Below are 22,373 nucleotides of genomic sequence, written 5' to 3'. Positions count from 1 at the left end.
AATTCAAATTTTAGAAAGAAATCATCAATTATGCAGAATAATTCGGTACTATTGAACATCAGGACTATAGCTTTAAGTTTGGTGTGGTAACTCAACTGATGGCTCTAGTCCTTCTCTTTTTCAAGTCAATTTCTTATCCGCGATTCAGGTTAGTTATTCTCTTTTTTCGTGGCGATCACTAGAATATATTTTCAAATCAATATCTTGAAGATTTAAACCCTTGCAATCATAGACGAATAATTCTTCACTTATGTCAAAATCAGTAGAAATGCTCAATTCCAATACTTCAGCAGTGCTAAAAGCCACGATGAAGTCCTAAAGATATTTTTTATCATTATTGAAAAGGGCGTCTAAATGACGCCCTTTTGATTTTGATTACCACATTAAATCATCTGGAATCACATACGCTGCATAAGGATCTTCTTCATCTGTTACTTGCTCATTCTTTTCAGAATTATTCACAATAATGAAGCCTGTCATTTTTTCATTAATACGATCTGCCAGTGCTTTAGGCAAGTACGCATAACTGTCCTGATCCTTCGCAATCACTAAACTGCCAGAAACCAAAGCATTATATATTTGCTGCTGTAGATACACTTTTTTAATTTTTGATTCATCAATAAATTGATAGACAACATCACCAGCAACATCTTTAATTTTGTGTTGCTGAATCATTTGTACAATTGCGGCTTTTAATTCTTTCTCTTGTAAGATGCTTTTCTTTTCTTGTTCAAGAGCTTGGTCTTTTGCCATTTTATCTTGTTTATCTTGGGCAATTTTTGCTTTGATTTCTGCATCATCATTTTGTCCAGTACGTTGCTCATGCACCGCTTGTTTAGACAGTTTTTTTGCCTTCTTGTTGTCTACCAGACCCGCTTTTAATAATTGTGCCTGTAAAGCATTTTTAACCATAAGAAATTCCAAAAGGGTTAATGATGACGATGTTTAAAGTAAATGATCCAGTACACTAGACTTAAGAAGAAACTTAAACCGACTGGAATGAGATATGCGTCTAATTTTAAATAAGGATAAATCAGGCTTGCAACCAGTCCACCCAGTAGAAAGCCAAATAAAATAAGCAAATGTAAAATAATTCGCCGTCGGCCGACGTTTAAACCTCTCAGTCCATAGCCTAATGCGAGTCCGAGATCCGTCAAAACACCGGATAAGTGTGTGGTACGAATAATTGTCCCCTTATAATGGCTGACCATTGCATTTTGAACGCCCATAGCAGCACATGCCCACAATAAGGCATAACGTGGAAAATAGGGCAAAAGTAACCAACACAGCAGAATAAAGAAAGCAACCAAACTGAGCGGAACACCGTAGCGCCGTCCCAATTGAAAATTGCCATTTCCCAGTATCAGTCCACTATAGCAAGACCCTGCGACATAACACAGGATGACGAGAAGAAGATAGAGAATTGACGCAGGTTCCCAATGGACAATTGCCATCGACAACATACTGACATTTCCAGTCATATGAGAAACGGACTGGTGTAATACGGTCACCAGTCCGAGGACATTAATCATGCCCGCATTGGTTGCGAGAAAGAATGCCCCAAATTGCATCCAAAGTGGTAAAGTTTGAAATGGCATATCTTGATACAACCATCCAAGAGTTGTCTAAATGATTATTTATAAAATAGTATTAACGTGACGCACGATCAACTGCTGCAGTAAATAAAACGTCTGTAGACGAGTTTAATGCCGTTTCTGTTGAGTCTTGTAGTACGCTAATAACCATACCAATAGCCACCACCTGCATTGCGATATCTGAAGTAATACCAAATAATCCGCATGCAACTGGAATTAATAACAAAGAACCACCTGCAACGCCTGAAGCACCACATGCTGAGATTGATGCCACAACAGATAAAATCATCATAGTTGTGAAATCTACAGAAATACCTAAAGTATGGACTGCTGCTAAAGTTAATACCGTAATAGTCACTGATGCACCTGCCATATTGACTGTCGCCCCCAAAGGAATGGCAACACTGGCTGTAGCTTCGTTTACTCCTAAGCGTTTTGCTAAATCAAGATTGACGGGAATATTTGCAGCCGAACTACGCGTAAAGAATGCAGTAATTCCACTTTCACGTAAGCACTGGAATACTAGAGGGTAAGGGTTTTGACGAGTTGTTAAAGCAACTAAAATTGGGTTAATCACCAATGCAACAAAGAACATTGTTCCAAGCAATACAGCTAAAAGCTGCGCATAAGCTGACAAGGTTTTTAAACCTGAATCTGCAAATGTAACTGCGACTAAACCAAAAATACCGACAGGGGCAAAGTTAATTACAACACGGATAACATGATTTACTGCGTTTGCAGCATCTGCAATAAACACTTTGGTGCTGTCATGTGCATGACGGAAAGCTACACCTAGTGCAATCGCCCAAGCTAAAATACCAATAAAGTTTGCTTCGCTAATTGCTGTAACTGGGTTTGCAATAAAACTTAAAAGTAAATTCTTTAAAATCTCTGCCAAGTTTCCTGGTGGTTGTAATTCACCCTGTGCAGGAATGTCCAAAAATAAAGTACTCGGAAAAACCAAGCTCGCAGCCACTGCACTAAATGCAGCAAGTAACATACCCGCCGCATATAAGATCATAATTGGGCGAAGGTTTGCACTATGTCCAACTTTAAAGTTGGAGATGGAGGCCATGACCAAAACGAAAACTAAAATAGGCGCAACGGATTTTAGGGCCTTAATAAATAAGTCACCTAAAAGGCTCAAGTAAGGAGCAGCATTAGGGAATACAAAGGCAACGACCATCCCTAAAATAATGGCGATGAGGATTCGCGTAACTAAACTTAAACGCGCAAAAGCTGAAAACATAGGTTAGCCTTGTCAGTATTACGAGGGCAGAGAGTTAAAATTAAGTGTGCAATTCTATACCTAAAATTTAAAATGAATAAAAGATATTTTGATATAAAAACTAACTTATTCTTTTTAAAGTTGATATTTTCTGATTTAAAATGACAAAAAATAGAATTTTATTGCAAAAAACGGTTTTTAATGCATTTTATCTGTAATAACAGCTTTGAAATTATTTACTTAGCTTTTCAAGTTGAACTTAAAAATTCTGGATTTAAAGCCTGAATGGCTTGGTAATGGGTTAAATGAATTCGTCCATCTAACTTTTCATACAGTCGGGAATGAATCAGTTTATCCATTACAGGACCTTTAACTTCAGAAAGATGAAGTTCGATATTAAGTTTATGCAGTTCAGCATCTAATTCTTCTAATACTTCCAAGGCACTATAATCAATACTACTTACTCCAGAACAATTTACGATCACAAATTGTACATGTTTCTGTTCACTGACCGCATTAATAAAGAAGCTTTTAAAACTACTGGCATTTAAAAAGTTCAAGCCTTCATCAATCCGTAGTGAAAGAATCGTGTCTATTGTTTTGACTGGATAGCGCTGCTGATTCCGAAAATGTTGTGTGCCTTCTACCAATCCAATGACAGCCATATGCGGACGACTAATACGCCAGAGCATTAACAGAAAGGTTGAAATAACCCCTAAAATTAATCCTGTAGAAATATCAATGCAAATCACAGCAAAAAAAGTAATCCACATGGCAATACCATCTGCTTTAGAATAATGCCATGTTTCAAAAAAAGGTTTTAAATCAACCAGTTTCCAAATTGACACTATAATGGTTGCAGCAAGAATGGCTAAAGGGAGGTTTTTAAAAAATCCCGTAAAGAATAAACTAACAATCACTATAAAACAGGACGATAAAATACCAGCCATTGGCGTTTTTGCACCTGCATCGGCATTTACGACGGTACGTGACAAACTTCCAGTCACTGGAAAAGCAGAGCTTATACCTGCGCTTAAGTTGGAAAGTCCGAGAGCAATCAGTTCCTGATTGCTATTTAATGCGCTGCGTTGCTGCAAAGCTGTTGCCTGAGCAATTGAAAGTGATTCTACAAAGCTAATCATGGCAATCATGCTGGCTCCTGGCAGAAGTTGCAGCACTAAATCCCAGTTCCAGTTTGGAATACTTAACGGTGGAAAGCCAGATGGAATTTCGCCTACTGTTTTGATTCCAATACTTTCAAGTTGAAAAACAGAAACCAAAGCAATTGAAAAAACAACGAGAAATAGCGGTATTGCTTTAATCAGAAATGTTGAAAATTTAAACCGTTGTTGGATATGACTTAAGTTGAGCAATTTGGGTATATAAATTAAGAACAGCATAGCTGCCACGCCAAATAGCAAAGTACCCCAATGTGTTTGGTTTACATGTTGATAAAAGCTAACGATCAATTCAAGAATGTTATTGGATTGCAGCGGAATATCCAGTAAGAACTTGATTTGCCCTAAAGCAATGAGTAGCGCAGAGGCAATGATAAAGCTATGAATAACAGGGTGGCTGATCAGTTGGATGAGAAATCCGAATTTAAAGATGCCCAATAAAAAAGAAATAGTCCCAACCATTATCGCCAGTAAACAGGCTGCTTGGATATAAGCTTCTGAACCTACCTCAAAAAATGGGGTCAGTGTGGCAAAAGTCATCATCGAAATAATGGCCACGGGGCCAATCGAAAGTGTCGGACTACTGCCAAAAAAAGCATAAACAATCATGGGCAACATACTAGCGTATAGGCCCATAATTGGTGGTAAGCCTGCAAGCATTGCATATGCCATACCTTGTGGTACTAACATTGCGATTACAATGAGTGCGGAAAGTAGGTCAGATTTGAATTTAGCGAAACTATAATCTGCAAGCCAAATATAAGCTGGAAAATACTTCGAGTATGATTTCTTTGAATTAGACATAGACTGATCTAAAGCGCAAATTTGAATATATTATGCACAGAAATCACAGTAATAATGAGAAATAGATTAATGATTTTATTTAACTTAATACAGACTTGGTACAATACAGTTCATATAAGGTCTGTAAAACTTGTACTAATTTTTCATCTTTAATTGAATAAAAAATTTGCTTGCCGTCACGGCGTGTGCTGACCACATCACTTTTTCTTAACATCATCAGTTGTTGAGAAAGTGTAGGTTGGGTAATTTGTGTGATTTGTTCAATTTGAGATACATTCAGTTCTTGTTTGGCTAAATGACACAAAATTAGTAAACGGTCAGTATTGGCTAGTGATTTTAAAATACTCACAACATGCTCAGCGGAATTACGCATTGATGTAATTTCAAAATCATTTTCCATTAGAACGCCTCACTAAAATCAGTTTGATATTATAAGCGTACAACGTACAGATTACATGTAGCTAAAATTTCAATGTCGATGGTTTTTAATGAAAACAATTATCAGATTTATTTATAAGAGATCCATGTAACGGCATGTTATTCGACTTCGATCACATGCCGTTATACACCGAACTTAGCTTTTTTTAACCTTTACACTGTCATAAAAATATTTCAGTTCTTTTTCACTAAATTGCGTCGCATGTTCAAATGCATCTTGGTGATCTTGCGCATACCATGCTAAACGATGTTGCATTTGGGGTACAAAATCGGGAGCCAGTAGTAGATGCTCACGGGTAATTTCGGCAAGTCCTAGCTTTTTCAAGGTCGTTAAATAACCTTTTAAAGTTGCACTATCAAAATAGTAACCTTGAGTAATAACCTGATTTTGGCTTAGCTGCTGCAATGCAGCTTTTGCCATTTTTTCGAACACTTTTTCTGAGAATGTTTGCGTATTTGCATAGTGAGAGATTATGCTCTGCATCACAATAAAGTTATTTAAACTACGCTCGGATAAGGCAGCGAGTGTCTGTAATCCTGTGCTTTCCGTTGATGATTGCATAACGTGGCTAGCATCACGCTCAATCCACTCGGCATCCTCAAAATGATCTAAAATAGCATGTATCTGAATTTCGACATCTTCAAGCTGCCATTTTAAGAAAAATTCTTCTTGAATAAATGGATATAAAGACTGTGCCAATTGAATTAACTCAGAAATTTCAATTTTTTCATGATGCTGAATAATCCGTGCCACTAGCGAAGCTAAAATAAAGCAGTGCAGAATATTATTACTAAAATAACTTAATAGAATTTTTTGGCTGTCGGCAACACGAACCCACGTTTCTGAATTTTGATGATGAATTTCAACTTGCTTTAACTTCACAGCATATTGAATGATGTCTGCACTAGAAAGCCCAGAAATGATCATGCGGTCATCATACCGATTCTGTTCCAGTAATTTACGATATTGATCAAGCGTTGCAACTAAACTTGATTCAGTCAATTGATGCTCTGGAGCATTCAATAAAATTAAAGAAATAATAGATATCGGGTTTATCACCACAGCTTTATTGATATTTTCTAAAATCGATTGTGCTGTTTGATCAACAGTATTAACCACTGAAGCGGGCAGTTTATCATTGATTTTTAGTTTAATATTTTCAGCATCTTGCTGTTTTAATACATCATTTAGAAAAACAGGTTCGCCGAAGTTAACATACACTTGACCAAACACTTTCTCAATTTTGCGTGCCGAACTTAAAATTCCCCAAAGTGATTCAGCTTCTTTGGGCTTACCACTGAGTTCATTTAGGTATGAAGTTCCTTCCAATAATTTTTCATAACCAAAGTAAGTTGGGATAAAGACAATAGGTTTGGAATTTCCTCTTAAGTGACTTTGAATGGTCATCGATAACATGCCTTTTTTGGCTGGTAACAATAACCCTGTACGTGAACGTCCACCTTCAATAAAATATTCTAAAGGGGTATTACGCATCAGTAGACTATGTAAATATTCTTTGAATACCGAAGTATACAGTTCGTTGCCATTAAAGCTACGGCGAATAAAATAAGCACCCGCACCACGGAATAGCTGACCGACAATCGGTAAATTCAGGTTAATACCTGCGGCAATGTGCGGCACCATCAAACCACGGTTAAAAATTACATATGACAGTAACAAGTAATCAATATGACTACGGTGGCAGGGAGTATAAACAATTTCATAGTCCTGAGCCAATTCACGTACGGTATCAAAGTTATGAACTTCAATGCCGTCGTAAAGTTGAGTCCATAATTTGGTTAAAGCAAGATAACCAAAGCGTAACGTGGAATAGGAAAAGTCAGAGGCAATTTCAGTTAAATAATGACGTGCACGATTTTCTGCTTCAAACAGACTGATATTTTCATCAATACTTTCTTTCCGAATGGCATGTTTAACGCTATCACTAATCAAAAGGTTATTAATGACATTACGACGGTCTGATAAGTCTGGCCCTAAAATTGCCTCTTTATATTTATTAAAGTTGGTATTCAGCTCTTTCATTATGTGGTGAGCAGGCGAGAAATTTGGACTCACTTCCTTTGCTTCAGTAAGTAACTTTCTTAAGGAAAGTGGCTTATGAAACTCTAGATAGTTTTCGCGGCCATACAATGAAATATTCATGGCTTGTTTGAGTGGAGATGGTGTTGACCATGCATCAGCAAATAAGGCTTTATACCAAGAATCTTCGTATTCTGGTGCACGTCCCCACAACATAGTCACAGGCACTAAATCGACATCCAATTTTGGGTTTTTATCCAGAACTTCAATTAAATGGATAAGTTTCGCAGGATAATGTAATCCTTGTTTAAGATGGTTCTTTTCATTCAAAACTAAAATGGAATCTTCTTCTTGTACCGTTCCAATCTTTAAAGGTTGATAGACTGAAGGTAACTGTCTCTTTTGAGCTTCATGATCAATCAATACAGCATTACTGAGAGAAGCATCTTGTAATACATAGCAAATAGGAGTGTTGGACGAAGCTGAATATTGCTGTTCTAGTTCAGAGGTCGTGCCTAATACTTGTGGACTCACCACTTTATTTAGAATTTTCTGTGTGAGTTGACGATAAAATTGGCGATAACCTTTATTGGACATTGTTATTCCTATGAACCATGTTTCGGAGATTATTTTGTTCAATCTTGTCTAAGAATACAAATGCTTTTGATGCTAAATAGAACATAAAGCATGTAACAGATCGTATCTTTAGAAAAAACGACAATAAAGATCAAAACGTTGTTTGAATTATTGAAAAAAAGTAAATGGGCATATTTTTTGCTGAACTCTAGGAAATACATTTTTCTTAAGAGGTCAATCATTATGCTTTATCAGGTTTTTCCATCACAAAAAATATCTGCTGAATATATCATTTTATCGGCAGGTTTAGGTGGACATGGACAGTTTTGGACACCGCAAATAAAAGCATTGCAACAACATTTTCATGTGGTGATTTATGACCAAGAAGGTTGCCACAAAAATGCAGCGATCCTTGATGAAAACTACAGTATGAGCGACTTAGCCAAACAGGTCATGGATTTATTATCTATTTTGAATATTCAAGAATTCCATTTTGTCGGACATGCGTTGGGTGGTTTTATTGGGGCGGAATTGGCCGTTTTACTCGAAAAATCTGAAAAAACTATGTTGTCACTTACGGTTATCAATGGCTGGCAACAGTTAGATGCGCATACACACAAGTGCTTTAGTACACGAATCGCGTTATTACAATATGTAGGTGTCGAAGCGTATGTCCGAGCGCAAGCACTGTTCTTATATCCGCCAGCATGGATTTCGGCACATATTTCAGATCTAGAAATTCAGGAAAATAAGCAAATTGAGCAATTTCCGCCTTTACTTAATGTCTTCACCCGACTTAAAGCTTTAATGCGTTATGAACTGGAGGATGAAACGATTTCAAGTTTAAATAAGATTCCACTGTATTTAATCGCGACTGAAGATGATTTTCTGGTACCGTATCAACAAAGTTATCAATTAAAACAGCTATTTCCATATGCTGAATTAGACGTGCTGCCGCAGGGTGCGCATGCGGTAACGGTTACACAACCTGAAATATTCAATCAATTGTTATTAGAAAAATTGGTGAAGAAATCTGCTGAAAAATTAGCTGCAAGTTAACAACCGAGGTTCATCTCTAGCATTCTATAGGTTGATATAAAAATTCAAAAAGGCACTGCTTAGCTCAGTGCCTTTTTTATTGTGATTATTTTTCCATTTGGTCAAAAAAGTGCACGAATTTAGATCATGAATCACAAAAAAAGTGCATGTAAAAAATAGAAATTTTACCCATTGGTAAAATGCATAAAATTATTAATGATTTTAAATTGTTGATATTAAATAAATTTAAAAAGTTGGCACACTCCATGCAATCATAAAATAAAGAATATAAAAATTTATATCCCAAAAAATAACAGGGTATAGGTTTTGAGAAATTTCATAATTGAATGAGGATGCAACACATGAAAATAGGTGTCTTTTGCCCAATCGGGAATAATGGTTGGTTACTTTCTGAAAATGCGCCACAGTACATGCCGAGCTTTGAACTCAACAAAAAAATTGTACAACGTGCTGAGCATTATGGTTTCGATTTTGCCTTGTCCATGATCAAACTGCGTGGCTTTGGTGGCAAAACTGAATTTTGGGATCACAACTTAGAAACGTTCACACTTATGGCAGGCTTAGCTGCAGTTACCAGCAAAATTAAAATTTATGCAACCGCAGCAACTTTGGTGATGCCACCTGCAATTGTTGCGCGTATGGCCTCGACTATTGACTCCATTTCAAATGGTCGTTTTGGCTTAAATGTAGTGACTGGCTGGCAAGCGCCTGAATATACGCAAATGGGTATGTGGCCAGGTGATGAGTATTTTGGGAAGCGCTATGACTATTTATCTGAATATGTCCAAGTTCTTCGGGAACTATGGGCTACAGGTAAGTCAGATTTCAAAGGCGAACATTTTGAAATGCAAGATTGTCGTGTCAGCCCAACTCCACAAGCGGATATGAAAATTATCTGTGCAGGTCAATCTGATACTGGACTCGCATTTTCTGCGCAATATGCAGATTACAACTTTGTCTTTGGTAAAGGTTTAAACACACCAACCGCTTATGCAGAAATCAATGATCGCCTAAAAGCACATACTGATAAAACAGGACGTGATGTTCAAACTTATGTGTTGTTTATGGTGATTGCTGCTGAAACTGATGAAGAAGCATTGGCGAAATGGCAAAGCTATAACGATGGTGCAGATATGGAAGCAATTAACTGGCTGATGAATCAAGGCGGCAAAGACACCACTTCAGGAACCGATACCAATATTCGCCAAATGGCATCGAGCGTATCTCCCGTCAATATCAACATGGGCACCTTGGTCGGTTCTTATGAAAAAGTCGCAGCAATGTTGGATGAAATTGGCGAAATTAAAGGTACAGAAGGCATTTTATTAACTTTTGATGATTTCGTTCAGGGCGTCGAAGATTTTGGTCAAAAAATTCAACCGCTTATGCAATGCCGTCAACACGTTGTGATGGATCTGGTGGAACAAGCACCTGTAACAGTTTTGGAGAAATCAGCATGAGCCAAGTCAATACACATACAGTTATCAGCGATTTTACCGAAGCTACGGGGCAAGGCAAAATCTTAAAAGCAGAACCAGAAAATATTCAGTTTGTACCTGAGCAAACGGCATTAATTGTGATTGATATGCAAAATGCTTATACCTCCGTTGGTGGCTATCTGGATTTAGCGGGTTTTGATGTTTCTGCGACCCAACCAGTGGTACAGAACATTAAAAAGGCAGTTGAAGCAGCACATATAGCCAATATTCAAGTGATTTACTTTAAAAACGGCTGGGATGATCAATATGTAGAAGCTGGAGGACGTGGCTCACCGAATTTCCATAAATCCAATGCGCTCAAAACCATGCGTAAGCAGCCTGAACTACAAGGGAAATTACTGGCAAAAGGTGGTTGGGATTTTGAACTGATTGATGAATTACAACCCTTAGCGCAAGACATTGTCATTGAGAAACCTCGTTACAGCGGTTTCTTCAATACCGCATTGGACAGCATGTTACGCGCTCGTGGTATCCGTAATTTGGTTTTCGTGGGTATTGCGACCAATGTTTGCGTGGAATCGACCTTAAGAGATGGCTTTTTCCTCGAGTACTTCGGAGTAGCCTTAAAAGATGCGTGTTATCAGGCGGGTTCAGCAGAAATTCAAGCTGCAAGCCTCTACAACATCAAAACCTTCTTTGGCTGGGTGTCAGATACGCAAAGTTTTGTCGACACTTTTGTTCCCAATACCAACCCACTTGCCAAATCTGCCTAATACGGAGCGATTACCATGCCGAAACAAGTCATTATTCCAGCAGGAACCTCAAAACCTTTAGCACCCTATGTTCCTGCAACCAAGGCAGACAATATTGTGTATGTCTCAGGCACATTGGCTTTTGATGAAAATAACAATGTGGTTCATGTCGGTGATGCGGCTGCTCAAGCACGACATATTTTAGAAACCATTCAATCAGTATTGAAAGAAGCAGGTGGAAGTATGGATGATGTGACCTTTAACCATATTTTTGTCAAAGATTGGGCAGATTATGCGGCGATTAATCAAGTCTATGCCGAGTATTTTCCAGGGGACAAGCCTGCACGTTACTGCATTCAGGCTGGTTTGGTGAAGCCCGATGCCCTCGTTGAAATAGCCAGTGTTGCCCATGTCGCTACTGCTTAGGTAGTAGCGAGATCAGCCCCGACAGGAGAATAAATATGAATGCAGAATTACTCAAAAGTTTGATTAAAGAAGAATGTTTAGAACAAATCTATAACACGCAAAAAACCACGCATATTGAAGTCGATCAGAAAGCATTCCGCGAAGGCATGTCAAATCTGGGGGCAGCAGTGAATGTGATTACTACTTCTGGACCCGCAGGTGTCGCAGGTTTTACCGCATCTGCCGTATGTAGTGTGACTGATACACCACCGACCTTATTGGTGTGCCTCAATCGTTCTGCATCTGTATTTGAGACTTTTAAGACCAATAAAGTGTTATGTGTAAATACCTTAGCTTCACATCAGATGACACTTTCCAATGTTTTTGGTGGCAAAACACCTATGCCAGAACGCTTTGCAGCAGGACTGTGGGAAACGCTCACCACACAGGCACCTGTTTTGCAAGATGCCTTAATTAGTTTCGACTGTGAAATTGTACAAAGCATGAGTGTGGGGAGTCATGATGTTTTGTTCTGTCAGGTCAAAGCCATTCAACACAATCAGGGCTTAAATGCGTTGATGTATTTTAACCGTGCTTATTGTGAACCACACCGTATGTGCTAAAGAACAAACCCTATAAGAAGGAGGGGAAACCCATGCAAGAAAAACAATCGTGGTTTCCAAAATTTAAGCCTTACCAAGGCGATTTAGATACAACACCTGTTCAAATTGATGAATATCTTCCTGTCGGTCGCAGTATCGTTCTAGGCTTACAACATGCTTTTGCCATGTTTGGAGCAACGGTGCTGGCTCCCTTGCTGATGGGTTTTGATCCCAACTTAACCATTTTTATTACGGGTATAGGCACCATTTTATTCTTCCTGATGACAGGTGGCCGAATGCCGAGTTATCTGGGGTCTAGCTTTGCATTTATTGGGGCTGTTGCAGCAGCAACAGGTTACGCAGGTGCAGGCTCGAATCCCAACTTAGCACTCGCGCTTGGTGGAACCATCGCCTGCGGTCTGGTGTATGCTGGTATTGGTCTTGTGGTGATGAAGACGGGAACAGGTTGGATCGAAAAGTTGATGCCGCCGATTGTTACAGGTGCGATTGTCATGATCATTGGTTTAAACCTTGCACCCATTACGATTAAAAGTGTATCTACCAATACATTCGATACGTGGATGGCGGTGATTACCATTGTCTGTATTAGTACTGTTGCAGTGTTTACTCGCGGTATGGTACGACGTTTATTGCTCCTGATTGGACTTTGTTCTGCTTATTTTGTGTATTTCTTTCTTGCGAATGTCATGGGTTGGGGTAAACCTATTGATTTCTCAGTGATTAGTAATGCTGCATGGTTTGGTTTACCAACTTTCCATACTCCTGTATTCAATGCAAATGCCATGTTACTGATTGTACCTGTCGCGATTATTTTAGTGGCGGAAAATTTAGGACATTTCAAAGCAGTTTCAGCCATGACAGGGAAAAACCTGTCGCCGTATATGGGACGCGCATTTTTCGCAGATGGTGTGTGTACTTCTTTATCCGCTTCGGTTGGTGGTACAGGCATGACCACTTATGCGGAAAATATTGGCGTAATGGCCGTCACCAAAGTTTATTCAACCACCATTTTTGTAGTCGCAGGGATCTTCGCCATTTTACTTGGCTTATCACCAAAGTTTGGTGCCGTGATCAGCACCATTCCAGTTGCATTGTTAGGTGGGGCGTCTATCGTTGTATTTGGCTTAATTACCGTCGCTGGAGCAAAAATCTGGGTCGATAACAAAGTTGATTTTACCCAAAACAGCACCTTAATTATTGCAGCCGTGAGTTTAATTATGGGTGCAGGAAACTTCAGTTTACACATTGGATCATTTGACTTGGGTGGTATTGGTACCGCAACACTGGCAGCAATTCTACTTAACCTATTTTTAAACCGTGGTGAAGAGACTGTAGCAAAAGTTCAAAGTGTGGAAAGCCAAGCGAACAGCAGTGTTGCACAAGGTTCTTAATGAGCCTGATTGGAGAGAGAAATTGAGTCAAAGTATTGCTTTTATTGGATTAGGTGCGATGGGTTGGCATATGGCTTCCCATCTGCCAAAACTGGGTTTACCCGTGTATGTCTGGAACCGTACAACTGAAAAAGCCGAGCTACATGCACAGCAATTTGGTACACAGGCTGTGAGTTTGGAACAAGCCGTACAAGCCGATTTTATATTTTCCTGCTTGCCGACCAGTGCGGATGTCGAACAGTTAATTGCACAATATCCGCCAAAAGCAGGCAGTATCTGGATTGACTGTACCAGTGGTGTGCCAGATTCAGCACGCAAGTTATCTCAGCAGCTTGGGCAAAATCAGGTTGCCTATCTAGATGCACCTGTGTCTGGTCAAACGATTGGTGCGGAATGTGGCACTTTAACAGTGATGTTGGGCGGTGATGAGCACGCCTACCAACGCGCATTGCCCATCATTTCAGCATTTTCAGGCGTGGTTGAATATGTCGGCTGTAGCGGTTCAGGCTTTGCGGTGAAAGCCGTGAATAATGTACTGATGGCAACCCATTTATGGGCTTTGGCGGAGGGCTTGACCATTCTGAAGCAACAACAGGTTGCTGTTTCAGCAGCATTGAATTGTATCAATCAGTCAAGTGGTAAAAGTACCGTGTCTGACTCCATTATGGCGCAGAAGGTCTTGAACCGTAGTTTTCCCAAAACTTTTGCCTTGAATTTATTGCAAAAAGATATTGGGATTGGTTTGGATTTAGCACAACAACAGGATTCAAACGTGCCGATTTTTGAAAGTATTCAAGCCTTGTTTAAGGAAATTCCGAAAGCTCAAGCGGAGCAGATGGATTTTACTGCGGCGGTTTCCGTGCTTGAACAATGGAACCAAACAGTTTTGGAAGCTTAAACTGCAAACGGCATAGGGAAATGCCGAAATCAAGATCTTCACAAAGAAGGTTTTTAAAACGAAATCTACAGAAAATGCTCAGCGCCATCTGTATTTCAGCAAAATTGGTTGTATCATGATTCAGTTATAAATAGTCAATAAACTTAGGGATATAACATGAGTACTGATTCAGCCTTTCCAACACCAAATAATTTAGGTATCGCGGTTTATAGCAATAATGCTGAAGCAATTGGTAACACACCAATGGTTCGCATTAATCGTGTCATTTCAGGTGGTGCAAATGTATTTGCCAAAGTTGAAAGCCGAAACCCTGCTTTTTCAGTGAAATGTCGTATTGGTGCGGCACTGATTGCAGATGCAGAAAAACGTGGCGTGTTAAAAGCAGGTATGCATATTGTAGAACCGACCAGTGGTAATACAGGAATTGCTTTAGCGTTTGTTGCAGCGGCAAAAGGCTATGATATTACTTTAACCATGCCAGCAAGCATGAGTATTGAACGTCGTAAAGTACTAAAAGCATTGGGTGCAAACTTGGTATTGACTGAGCCAGCTAAAGGGATGAAAGGTGCAGTAGATGAGGCTGTTCGTTTAGCCACCGAGCAACCTGAACATTATTTCCTGCCACAACAATTTGAAAATCCAGCCAATCCACAAATTCATGAAGACACAACAGGTCCTGAAATTTGGGCAGCGACCAACGGTCAAGTCGATATCTTAGTGGCGGGTGTAGGAACTGGCGGTACCATTTCAGGGATTTCGCGTTTCTTTGAAAAAGTGAAAAACCAGCCAATTTACTCAGTTGCAGTAGAACCTGCTGAATCTGCAATTATTGGACAAACCAAGCGTGGTGAAGCAATTACTCCTGCACCGCACAAAATTCAAGGGATTGGGGCAAACTTCATTCCGAAGAACTTAGACCTTGATTTGGTCGATGAGGTTGTGGCGATTACTAGCCAAGATGCGATTGATTGGGCGCGTAAAACTGCGACACAAGAAGGAATTTTAGTGGGTATTTCTAGCGGTGCAGCGATGGCAGCAGCAGCACAATTGGCAGCTCGCCCTGAAAATGCGGGCAAAAACATTGTGGTGGTTTTACCTGATAGCGGTGAACGCTATTTATCTTCAGTTCTGTTTGAAGATATTTCGGCTGATTAAGTTGGTTTGATCTGTATGAAATGTAAATCAGCCGCTGAATAAGTGGCTGATTTATTATTTTTGTTAAGCACAACGCGTTTGTAAATATGCATTGGCATAGTTCGAGGGATTTTTCCGGTCTAAACGTTGACTAATGTTTTGACTGGCTTGCATCAATGCTTCAACATGAATCCCTGTTTCAAAGCCCATGCCATTGAGTAAATACAATAAATCTTCGGTACTGACATTGCCTGAGGCGCCTTTGGCATAAGGGCAGCCACCTAAACCCGCAATAGAAGAATCAAAAATCCGAATGCCTTGTTCAAGAGACTGGTAAATATTGGCTATTGCCATGCCATAGGTGTTGTGGAAATGTCCTGCCATGAATTGAGCATCTAATTCGCTTAAGCAAGCTTCCCACATCTTTTTGACACGGTTGGGGGTTGCTGTACCAATGGTTTCACCCAAAGAGACTTCATAACAGCCCATATCAAATAAACGAGTCACGACTTTGCTGACTTGTTTCGGATCAATCGCACCTTCATAGGGGCAATCGACCACGCAAGACACATAGCCACGAACTTTAATGTCATGTTCTTTGGCTGCTTTTAGGATGTCGGCAAATTTTTCAAAGCTTTCATCAATTGAACAATTGATGTTCTTTTGCGTAAAGCTTTCAGAAGCTGCGGTAAAAACCGCAACCTCTTTACATCCGACAGCCAAAGCAGATTCAAAACCTTTCATATTTGGCGTGAGCAAACTGAATTGAACATTCGGGTCCTTGGGCAATTCAGCATAGAGTTCATCACTCAATGCCATTTGTGGCACCCACTTCGGAGACACACAAGAACCGACTTCAATGGCTTTAAGTCCCGTCTGCATTAAATCCAAAATCAGTTGTTTACGATCTTGAAGCGTGAGCGGAGTTTTCTCGTTTTGAAGCCCATCCCGCGGACCGACTTCAACGATTTTCACAAATTCAGTCATGCCACTTCCTCTGCTAAAGCCTGAAACTCCACCAGTTCATCACCCGCTTTAACTTGGTCGCCTGGTTGGAAATAGGCTGATGTAATCACACCATCGCGTGGCGCACGAATTGCATATTCAATCTTCATGGCCTCTAAAGTAAGCAGGATGTCATCCTTTTTCACTTGTGCATTGGCTTCAACCAAAACTTGGGTAATCACGCCCGGCATTGGCGCTTTCAAATTACCCTCACTATGTTGAGTATCGACATTGCCATAGTTCGGACGGATATAAGCAAATTTATGTGTTTGCCCATTTTCAAAAACAGTTAAATGGTCTGCATCTACACTAAAGGCCAATTTCGACTGTTTACCATTCAGATTGAGTTGGGCTACATGTGCATCTAGCAGTTGACCTTGAATAGGATATTCCTGACCCTGATAGTGTGCAATAAAGCCGTTATCGATAGCAGTAAAGCGCACCTCGATAGCTTGTTGATTTAGTTGCAATTTTATGCCGTATTGAGTCTTCACATTGACACGCCAAAGCGGTGATGATGACCAAACAGGATTTGCATTTTGCTGTTGATGAAAACGCTTCAATAGTTCAATAAATGCCGCTGATACAATGGTTTCGGATGAAGCAACTTCCGCATTCATTAAAAACGCATCTTCACGTTGAATCAGATTGGTATCCAGTTTGGCATTTTTAAATGAATCACAGCGAATGATACGGTCCAAGAATGCAATATTATTGCCTAAGCCTTCTACATGAAACTGACCTAAAGCATGGTGCATTTGAACCAATGCTGCTTCACGGTTTTCGCCCCAAACAATTAACTTGGCAATCATTGGGTCGTAGAACGTGGTAATTTCATCGCCTTCAACAATTCCGCTATCCACACGGACATGCTGATTTTGCTTTGGATAATGTAAATAACTAATTTGACCAATCGCAGGAAGGAAGCCTTTTTCAGGTTCTTCCGCATAAACACGCGCTTCAATCGCATGACCATGAATCTGTAATTCATGTTGTTGCTTCGGTAATGGCTCACCATAAGCGACACGTAATTGCCACTCGACTAAGTCTTGTCCTGTAATCATTTCTGTTACAGGGTGTTCTACTTGTAGGCGAGTATTCATTTCCATGAAATACGCTGTACCGTCTTGTTCTACAATAAACTCAACCGTACCCGCACCGACATAATCCACTGCACGTGCAGCATCAATTGCAGCTTGGCGCATCGCCTCTAGTTTATGCTGCGGCATCAAAGGGGCAGGTGCTTCTTCAAGTACTTTTTGGTGGCGACGTTGCACTGAACAATCACGTTCAAACAGATGTACATAATTACCGTGGGTATCACCAAAAACTTGCACTTCAATATGGCGTGGTTGTATCACATAGCGTTCAATCAATACGTCATCATTGGCGAAGCTTGATTTGGCCTCACTTTTACAAGATGCAAGGGAACTTAAGAAGTCAGCTTCACGTTCAACCAAACGCATTCCTTTACCGCCACCGCCAGCACTGGCTTTAATTAATACGGGATAGCCAATTTGATCTGCTTGCTGTTTTAGGAAAGCTGCATCTTGATTGGTGCCATGATAACCCGGAGTTAAGGGCACACCTGCTTTTTCCATTAAAGCTTTAGAGGTCGCTTTTAAGCCCATAGCTAAAATGGCAGCAACAGGAGGACCAATAAAGGTAATGTTGTTTTTTTCACAAGCTTCTGCAAACTGATCATTTTCAGACAAAAAGCCATAACCTGGATGTATTGCTTGTGCGCCTGTCGTTAGAGCTGCTTGAATAATACGGTCAATCTGTAAATAGCTTTGAGAAGCAAGGGATTCACCAATATAAATTGCTTCGTCTGCTTGTTTAACGTGCTGAGAATTTGCATCAGCATCTGAATAGACAGCAACTGTCGCAATGCCGAGTTTTTTAGCAGTGCGAATAACACGACAGGCAATTTCACCACGGTTTGCAATTAGAATTTTTTCAAACATTGTTCTGTCCTTATTATCGTTATGCCGTTGCCTTAATCCAAGCTGGGCTATGTTTATTTAAGAATGCGTTTAGTCCATTTTTTGCTTCTTCGCCTTGGCGCACATGGGCAATATGTTGTGCCGTTTTCAAAAGTAGACTTTCATCCACACTTTGCTGATTCACCATTTGAATCAATTGCTTCGACGCTGCTTGAGCTTCAGGTCCACCTAACAACAGTGTTTGTACAATTTCATCAACTTTGGCATCAAGTAATTCAGGTGTGGTCACTTCATGCGCTAAACCGATCTGTAATGCTTGCTCAGCCGTAATACGTTCTGCTGTGAGGAAGTAACGTGAAGCCTGACGTGCGCCAATTGCACGAATGACATAAGGGCTAATGGTTGAAGGTGCCAAACCTAAACGGACTTCCGATGTGGCAAATTTCGCATCCGTACTGGCCACACAGATATCACAAGCCGAAGCAAGTCCCATACCTCCACCAAAGGCGATGCCTTGTACACGCGCAATGGTTGGCTGTTTTAAAGTTGCTAAGCTTTGTAGCATTTTCGCCAGTTTTAACGCATCTGCTTCATTATCCGCTTGAGAGGCTTGTCCTGCCTGTTTCATCCAGTTTAAGTCAGCACCTGCGGAGAAACTTTTGCCACGACCCGCTAAAATCACCACACGAATATCATTACGTTCATTCAGTTGTTGAAAGCAGTGATGCAATTCTTCAATTACTGTTGTGTTGAACGCATTATGCAGTTCAGCACGATTGATCCAAACCGTTGCCACTTGTTGCTGTTGTTCGAGTTGTAAAAATTGATAGTCCATTTTTCACCTCTTACATGCGGAACACGCCGAACTTGGTTGGCTGAATTGGAGCATTTAATGCTGCTGCCAAACTTAAGCCTAACACTTGACGAGACTGAGCAGGGTCAATTACGCCGTCATCCCACAAACGCGCAGAAGAGTAATATGGATGACCTTGACGTTCGTATTGATCACGAATGGGTTGTTTGAATTGATCTTCTGCTTCGGCAGACCAAGATTCACCTTTTTGTTCAATTTGATCACGTTTGATGGTCGAGAGTACGCTCGCTGCCTGTTCGCCACCCATGACTGAAATCCGAGAGTTTGGCCAAGTCCACAAGAAGCGTGGCGAATAAGCACGACCACACATACCATAGTTTCCTGCACCAAATGAGCCACCAATAATCAAAGTCAGTTTAGGCACATTGGCTGTGGCAACCGCCATGACCAATTTGGCACCATGTTTAGCAATCCCTTCATTTTCGTACTGACGTCCAACCATAAAACCCGTGATGTTTTGTAAAAACAATAAGGGAATATTGCGTTGTACACAGAGCTCGATAAAGTGCGCGCCTTTTTGTGCTGACTCAGAGAATAGAATGCCGTTATTGGCAATAATGCCGACAGGCATACCATAAATTTTGGCAAAGCCCGTAATTAAAGTTGTTCCAAAACGTGCTTTAAATTCGTCTAAACGCGAACCATCGACAATACGGGCAATAATTTCGCGTACATCAAAGGGTTTACGTGTATCACTCGGCACAATGCCATACAGTTCTTCGGCAGGGAAAAGTGGTTCTTCAATTCCTTCTAGTGTTTTATTCGGTTGAATGTTTAAATTCGCTACAATATTCCGCGCAATCTGAAGGGCATGTTCATCATTCTCTGCCAAATGGTCAGCGACCCCAGAAAGGCGAGTATGGACGTCGCCACCACCAAGGTCTTCACTGCTGACCACTTCACCTGTAGCAGCTTTTACTAATGGTGGACCACCCAAGAAAATCGTGCCTTGGTTACGCACAATAATGGTTTCATCCGACATGGCAGGAACGTAAGCACCACCTGCGGTACAACTGCCCATCACGACGGCAATTTGAGCGATACCTAAGCTCGACATACGGGCTTGATTATAGAAAATACGCCCAAAGTGATCACGATCTGGAAACACTTCATCTTGCATAGGTAAATATGCACCGCCTGAATCCACCAAGTAAATGCAAGGTAAGTGGTTTTGTTCTGCAATTTCTTGTGCGCGTAAGTGCTTTTTCACAGTAAGCGGGTAATAAGTACCGCCTTTCACCGTTGCATCATTAGCCACGATCATGCAGGTGATACCATTCACTTGACCAACTCCTGCCACAACACCAGCAGCAGGGACATCATCAGGATAAACTTTATGTGCAGCCAATTGTCCAATTTCAAGGAAAGCTGTACCTGCATCAATCAGTTGATCAATACGGTCACGTGCCAACAGTTTTCCACGAGCAATATGCTTTTGACGCGCGCTTTCACCACCACCTAAGGCAATTTTTTGGCTGATTTGTTTTAAATCTTGTACCAAATTCAACATCGTTGCCTGATTGTTTTTAAATTCTTCACTGCGGCTGTTAATTTTGCTTTGCAGTTGATTTAAATCCGAGCCTTGGCTTGCGAAAGTAATGTTTTGATTGCTCTGTTTTGGCATTTTCACCAGATTCAACTCTTCATGGCCGCTTTGCAGTTGGGTTTGTAATTGATTCATATAAACTTCCTTGTATAAAGTGAGCCAGAAGCGTTAAGCCGTTTCGTTAAATAATTCACGACCAATTAACATACGGCGGATTTCAGAAGTTCCTGCACCAATTTCATAAAGTTTTGCATCACGCCACAAACGACCTGCTGCAAACTCGTTGATATAGCCATTGCCGCCCAATGCTTGAATGGTTTCACCTGCCATCCATGTTGCTTTTTCAGCAGCATAAAGAATGGCACTGGCAGCATCTTTTCTTAAGCTACGGCTATGTTCAGCTTTGTCACATTCAGCACCTACTGCATAAACCAAAGCTTTACATGCCAACCAAGTTGAATACATATCGGCAATTTTGCCTTGCATGAGCTGGAACTCACCAAGCGCTTGTCCAAACTGTTTACGATCATGAATATAAGGAATCACGGTATCCATGCAGGCATCCATAATACCTAGAGGACCAGCACTTAATACCGCACGTTCATAGTCCAGACCGCTCATGAGCACTTTTACGCCATTCCCCACGCCGCCAAGCACATTCTCTTTTGGCACTTTAACGTTGTCGAAAAATAATGGATACGTATTTGAACCGCGCATCCCCAATTTATCGAGATGGTTCCCATAGCTGAATCCTGGCATATCTTTTTCAATCAGGAATGCCGTCATACCTTTAGGTCCAGCCTGTAAATCGGTTTTGGCATAAACCACCAAGACATCGGCATCACCACCATTGGTAATCCACATCTTTGAGCCATTTAATAGGTAATGATCGCCTTGTTCTTCCGCTTTTAATTTCATGCTGACCACATCAGAGCCTGCATTTGGTTCAGACATTGCTAATGCACCTACAAATTCACCAGAAATAAGTTTAGGCAAATAACGTTGTTTCTGTTCTTCGTTACCATTTCGCTTAATTTGGTTCACACATAGGTTAGAATGTGCTCCGTAAGACAATCCTATAGCGGCAGATGCGCGTGAGATTTCTTGCATAACAATAATATGCGCTAAATAACCGAGGTTAGAACCACCATACTCTTCGCTTACTGTTAAACCATGTAAGCCCATATCACCCATTTTCTTCCAAAGGTGTGCAGGGAATACATTGTCACGATCCACTTGTTGAGCAATTGGTGCAATTTCTTTTGCACAAAATGCAGCAACTGAATCACGCAGTGCGATCAAAGTTTCATCTAAACCGAAACTTAAGGTTTGTAGACTAAGTTGTAATGGAACGTGTGCGTTCATGCTGTTCATCCTGAGGTTATATTTGTTGTCCAATAAGCATTGTTGTTGTGCTTGTAGTTTTACAATACATCTATTT

Annotated in this window: 19 protein-coding genes and 1 pseudogene; 8 read left to right on the top strand and 12 right to left on the bottom strand. The window is 40.5% G+C overall.

Annotation, left to right across the window (positions count from 1 at the left end):
• The 7 genes and pseudogenes from F4W09_RS17425 to plsB form a co-directional block, all read right to left on the bottom strand.
• Nucleotides 1–95, bottom strand: a pseudogene (locus F4W09_RS17425) (IS982 family transposase); the annotation flags it as partial.
• 280 nt (nucleotides 96–375) lie between these two features.
• A complete protein-coding gene (locus F4W09_RS10200; RefSeq protein ID WP_151504726.1) occupies nucleotides 376–912 on the bottom strand; it encodes a DUF2058 domain-containing protein in 537 nt (178 codons plus the stop codon).
• Nucleotides 913–929: 17 nt separating this feature from the next.
• On the bottom strand, nucleotides 930–1,598 hold the full coding sequence (locus tag F4W09_RS10195; protein ID WP_016168048.1) for a YoaK family protein: 669 nt from the start codon (nucleotides 1,596–1,598) through the stop codon (nucleotides 930–932).
• A 52-nt stretch (nucleotides 1,599–1,650) separates the two neighbouring features.
• Nucleotides 1,651–2,844, bottom strand: a complete 1,194-nt coding sequence (gene sstT, locus F4W09_RS10190) for a serine/threonine transporter SstT (protein WP_151504725.1) — start codon at nucleotides 2,842–2,844, stop codon at nucleotides 1,651–1,653.
• 227 nt (nucleotides 2,845–3,071) lie between these two features.
• On the bottom strand, nucleotides 3,072–4,805 hold the full coding sequence (locus F4W09_RS10185) for a SulP family inorganic anion transporter (protein WP_151504724.1): 1,734 nt from the start codon (nucleotides 4,803–4,805) through the stop codon (nucleotides 3,072–3,074).
• 79 nt (nucleotides 4,806–4,884) lie between these two features.
• Nucleotides 4,885–5,205: an ArsR/SmtB family transcription factor gene (locus tag F4W09_RS10180; protein WP_016168045.1), complete on the bottom strand. Its 321-nt coding sequence runs from the start codon at nucleotides 5,203–5,205 to the stop codon at nucleotides 4,885–4,887.
• Between the two features lie 174 nt (nucleotides 5,206–5,379).
• Nucleotides 5,380–7,881 (bottom strand): glycerol-3-phosphate 1-O-acyltransferase PlsB, encoded by a 2,502-nt coding sequence (gene plsB / locus F4W09_RS10175; RefSeq protein WP_151504723.1) that lies wholly within the window; start codon nucleotides 7,879–7,881, stop codon nucleotides 5,380–5,382.
• 222 nt (nucleotides 7,882–8,103) lie between these two features.
• Here plsB and rutD point away from each other — a divergent pair, with 222 nt between their 5' ends.
• The 8 genes from rutD to cysK all read left to right on the top strand — a co-directional run bounded on the left by rutD (nucleotide 8,104) and on the right by cysK (nucleotide 15,582).
• Nucleotides 8,104–8,919 carry a pyrimidine utilization protein D gene (rutD, locus tag F4W09_RS10170; protein ID WP_151504722.1) on the top strand — a complete coding sequence of 272 codons (816 nt, stop codon included), beginning with the start codon at nucleotides 8,104–8,106 and terminating at the stop codon, nucleotides 8,917–8,919.
• A gap of 341 nt (nucleotides 8,920–9,260) precedes the next feature.
• Nucleotides 9,261–10,379, top strand: a complete 1,119-nt coding sequence (rutA, locus tag F4W09_RS10165) for a pyrimidine utilization protein A (RefSeq protein WP_151504721.1) — start codon at nucleotides 9,261–9,263, stop codon at nucleotides 10,377–10,379.
• Nucleotides 10,376–11,131, top strand: a complete 756-nt coding sequence (rutB, locus tag F4W09_RS10160) for a pyrimidine utilization protein B (RefSeq protein WP_151504720.1) — start codon at nucleotides 10,376–10,378, stop codon at nucleotides 11,129–11,131. The genes rutA and rutB overlap by 4 nt, the downstream gene beginning before the upstream one ends.
• A 15-nt stretch (nucleotides 11,132–11,146) precedes the next feature.
• Nucleotides 11,147–11,536: a pyrimidine utilization protein C gene (rutC, locus tag F4W09_RS10155; RefSeq protein ID WP_100240835.1), complete on the top strand. Its 390-nt coding sequence runs from the start codon at nucleotides 11,147–11,149 to the stop codon at nucleotides 11,534–11,536.
• A 35-nt stretch (nucleotides 11,537–11,571) separates the two neighbouring features.
• Nucleotides 11,572–12,138, top strand: coding sequence for an NADH-dependent FMN reductase RutF (gene rutF, locus F4W09_RS10150; protein ID WP_151504719.1), 567 nt, complete (start codon nucleotides 11,572–11,574; stop codon nucleotides 12,136–12,138).
• Nucleotides 12,139–12,170: 32 nt separating this feature from the next.
• Complete coding sequence (rutG, locus tag F4W09_RS10145) at nucleotides 12,171–13,529, top strand: pyrimidine utilization transport protein G (RefSeq protein ID WP_151504718.1); 1,359 nt, start codon at nucleotides 12,171–12,173, stop codon at nucleotides 13,527–13,529.
• Between the two features lie 22 nt (nucleotides 13,530–13,551).
• Nucleotides 13,552–14,427 carry an NAD(P)-dependent oxidoreductase gene (locus tag F4W09_RS10140; RefSeq protein WP_151504717.1) on the top strand — a complete coding sequence of 292 codons (876 nt, stop codon included), beginning with the start codon at nucleotides 13,552–13,554 and terminating at the stop codon, nucleotides 14,425–14,427.
• A gap of 156 nt (nucleotides 14,428–14,583) precedes the next feature.
• Entirely contained in the window at nucleotides 14,584–15,582 is a 999-nt protein-coding gene (cysK, locus tag F4W09_RS10135) for a cysteine synthase A (protein ID WP_151504716.1), read from the top strand.
• A gap of 63 nt (nucleotides 15,583–15,645) precedes the next feature.
• Here the strand turns inward: cysK and F4W09_RS10130 are convergent, their stop codons facing one another.
• The 5 genes from F4W09_RS10130 to F4W09_RS10110 form a co-directional block, all read right to left on the bottom strand.
• Nucleotides 15,646–16,548: a hydroxymethylglutaryl-CoA lyase gene (locus tag F4W09_RS10130; RefSeq protein ID WP_151504715.1), complete on the bottom strand. Its 903-nt coding sequence runs from the start codon at nucleotides 16,546–16,548 to the stop codon at nucleotides 15,646–15,648.
• On the bottom strand, nucleotides 16,545–18,533 hold the full coding sequence (locus F4W09_RS10125) for an acetyl/propionyl/methylcrotonyl-CoA carboxylase subunit alpha (protein ID WP_151504714.1): 1,989 nt from the start codon (nucleotides 18,531–18,533) through the stop codon (nucleotides 16,545–16,547). Before F4W09_RS10125 ends, F4W09_RS10130 begins: the two co-directional genes overlap by 4 nt.
• A gap of 19 nt (nucleotides 18,534–18,552) precedes the next feature.
• Nucleotides 18,553–19,347, bottom strand: coding sequence for an enoyl-CoA hydratase/isomerase family protein (locus F4W09_RS10120; RefSeq protein WP_151504713.1), 795 nt, complete (start codon nucleotides 19,345–19,347; stop codon nucleotides 18,553–18,555).
• A 10-nt stretch (nucleotides 19,348–19,357) separates the two neighbouring features.
• Nucleotides 19,358–21,010: a carboxyl transferase domain-containing protein gene (locus tag F4W09_RS10115; protein WP_151504734.1), complete on the bottom strand. Its 1,653-nt coding sequence runs from the start codon at nucleotides 21,008–21,010 to the stop codon at nucleotides 19,358–19,360.
• Nucleotides 21,011–21,100: 90 nt separating this feature from the next.
• Complete coding sequence (locus F4W09_RS10110) at nucleotides 21,101–22,297, bottom strand: isovaleryl-CoA dehydrogenase (protein ID WP_151504712.1); 1,197 nt, start codon at nucleotides 22,295–22,297, stop codon at nucleotides 21,101–21,103.
• Between the last annotated feature and the right edge of the window lie 76 nt (nucleotides 22,298–22,373).

The sequence above is a fragment of the Acinetobacter tandoii genome (assembly GCF_008867985.1).
GTDB classification, from domain to species: domain Bacteria; phylum Pseudomonadota; class Gammaproteobacteria; order Pseudomonadales; family Moraxellaceae; genus Acinetobacter; species Acinetobacter tandoii.
Note: the sequence above shows the minus strand (reverse complement) of the source record. Positions and strands in the feature narration are given on the sequence as shown.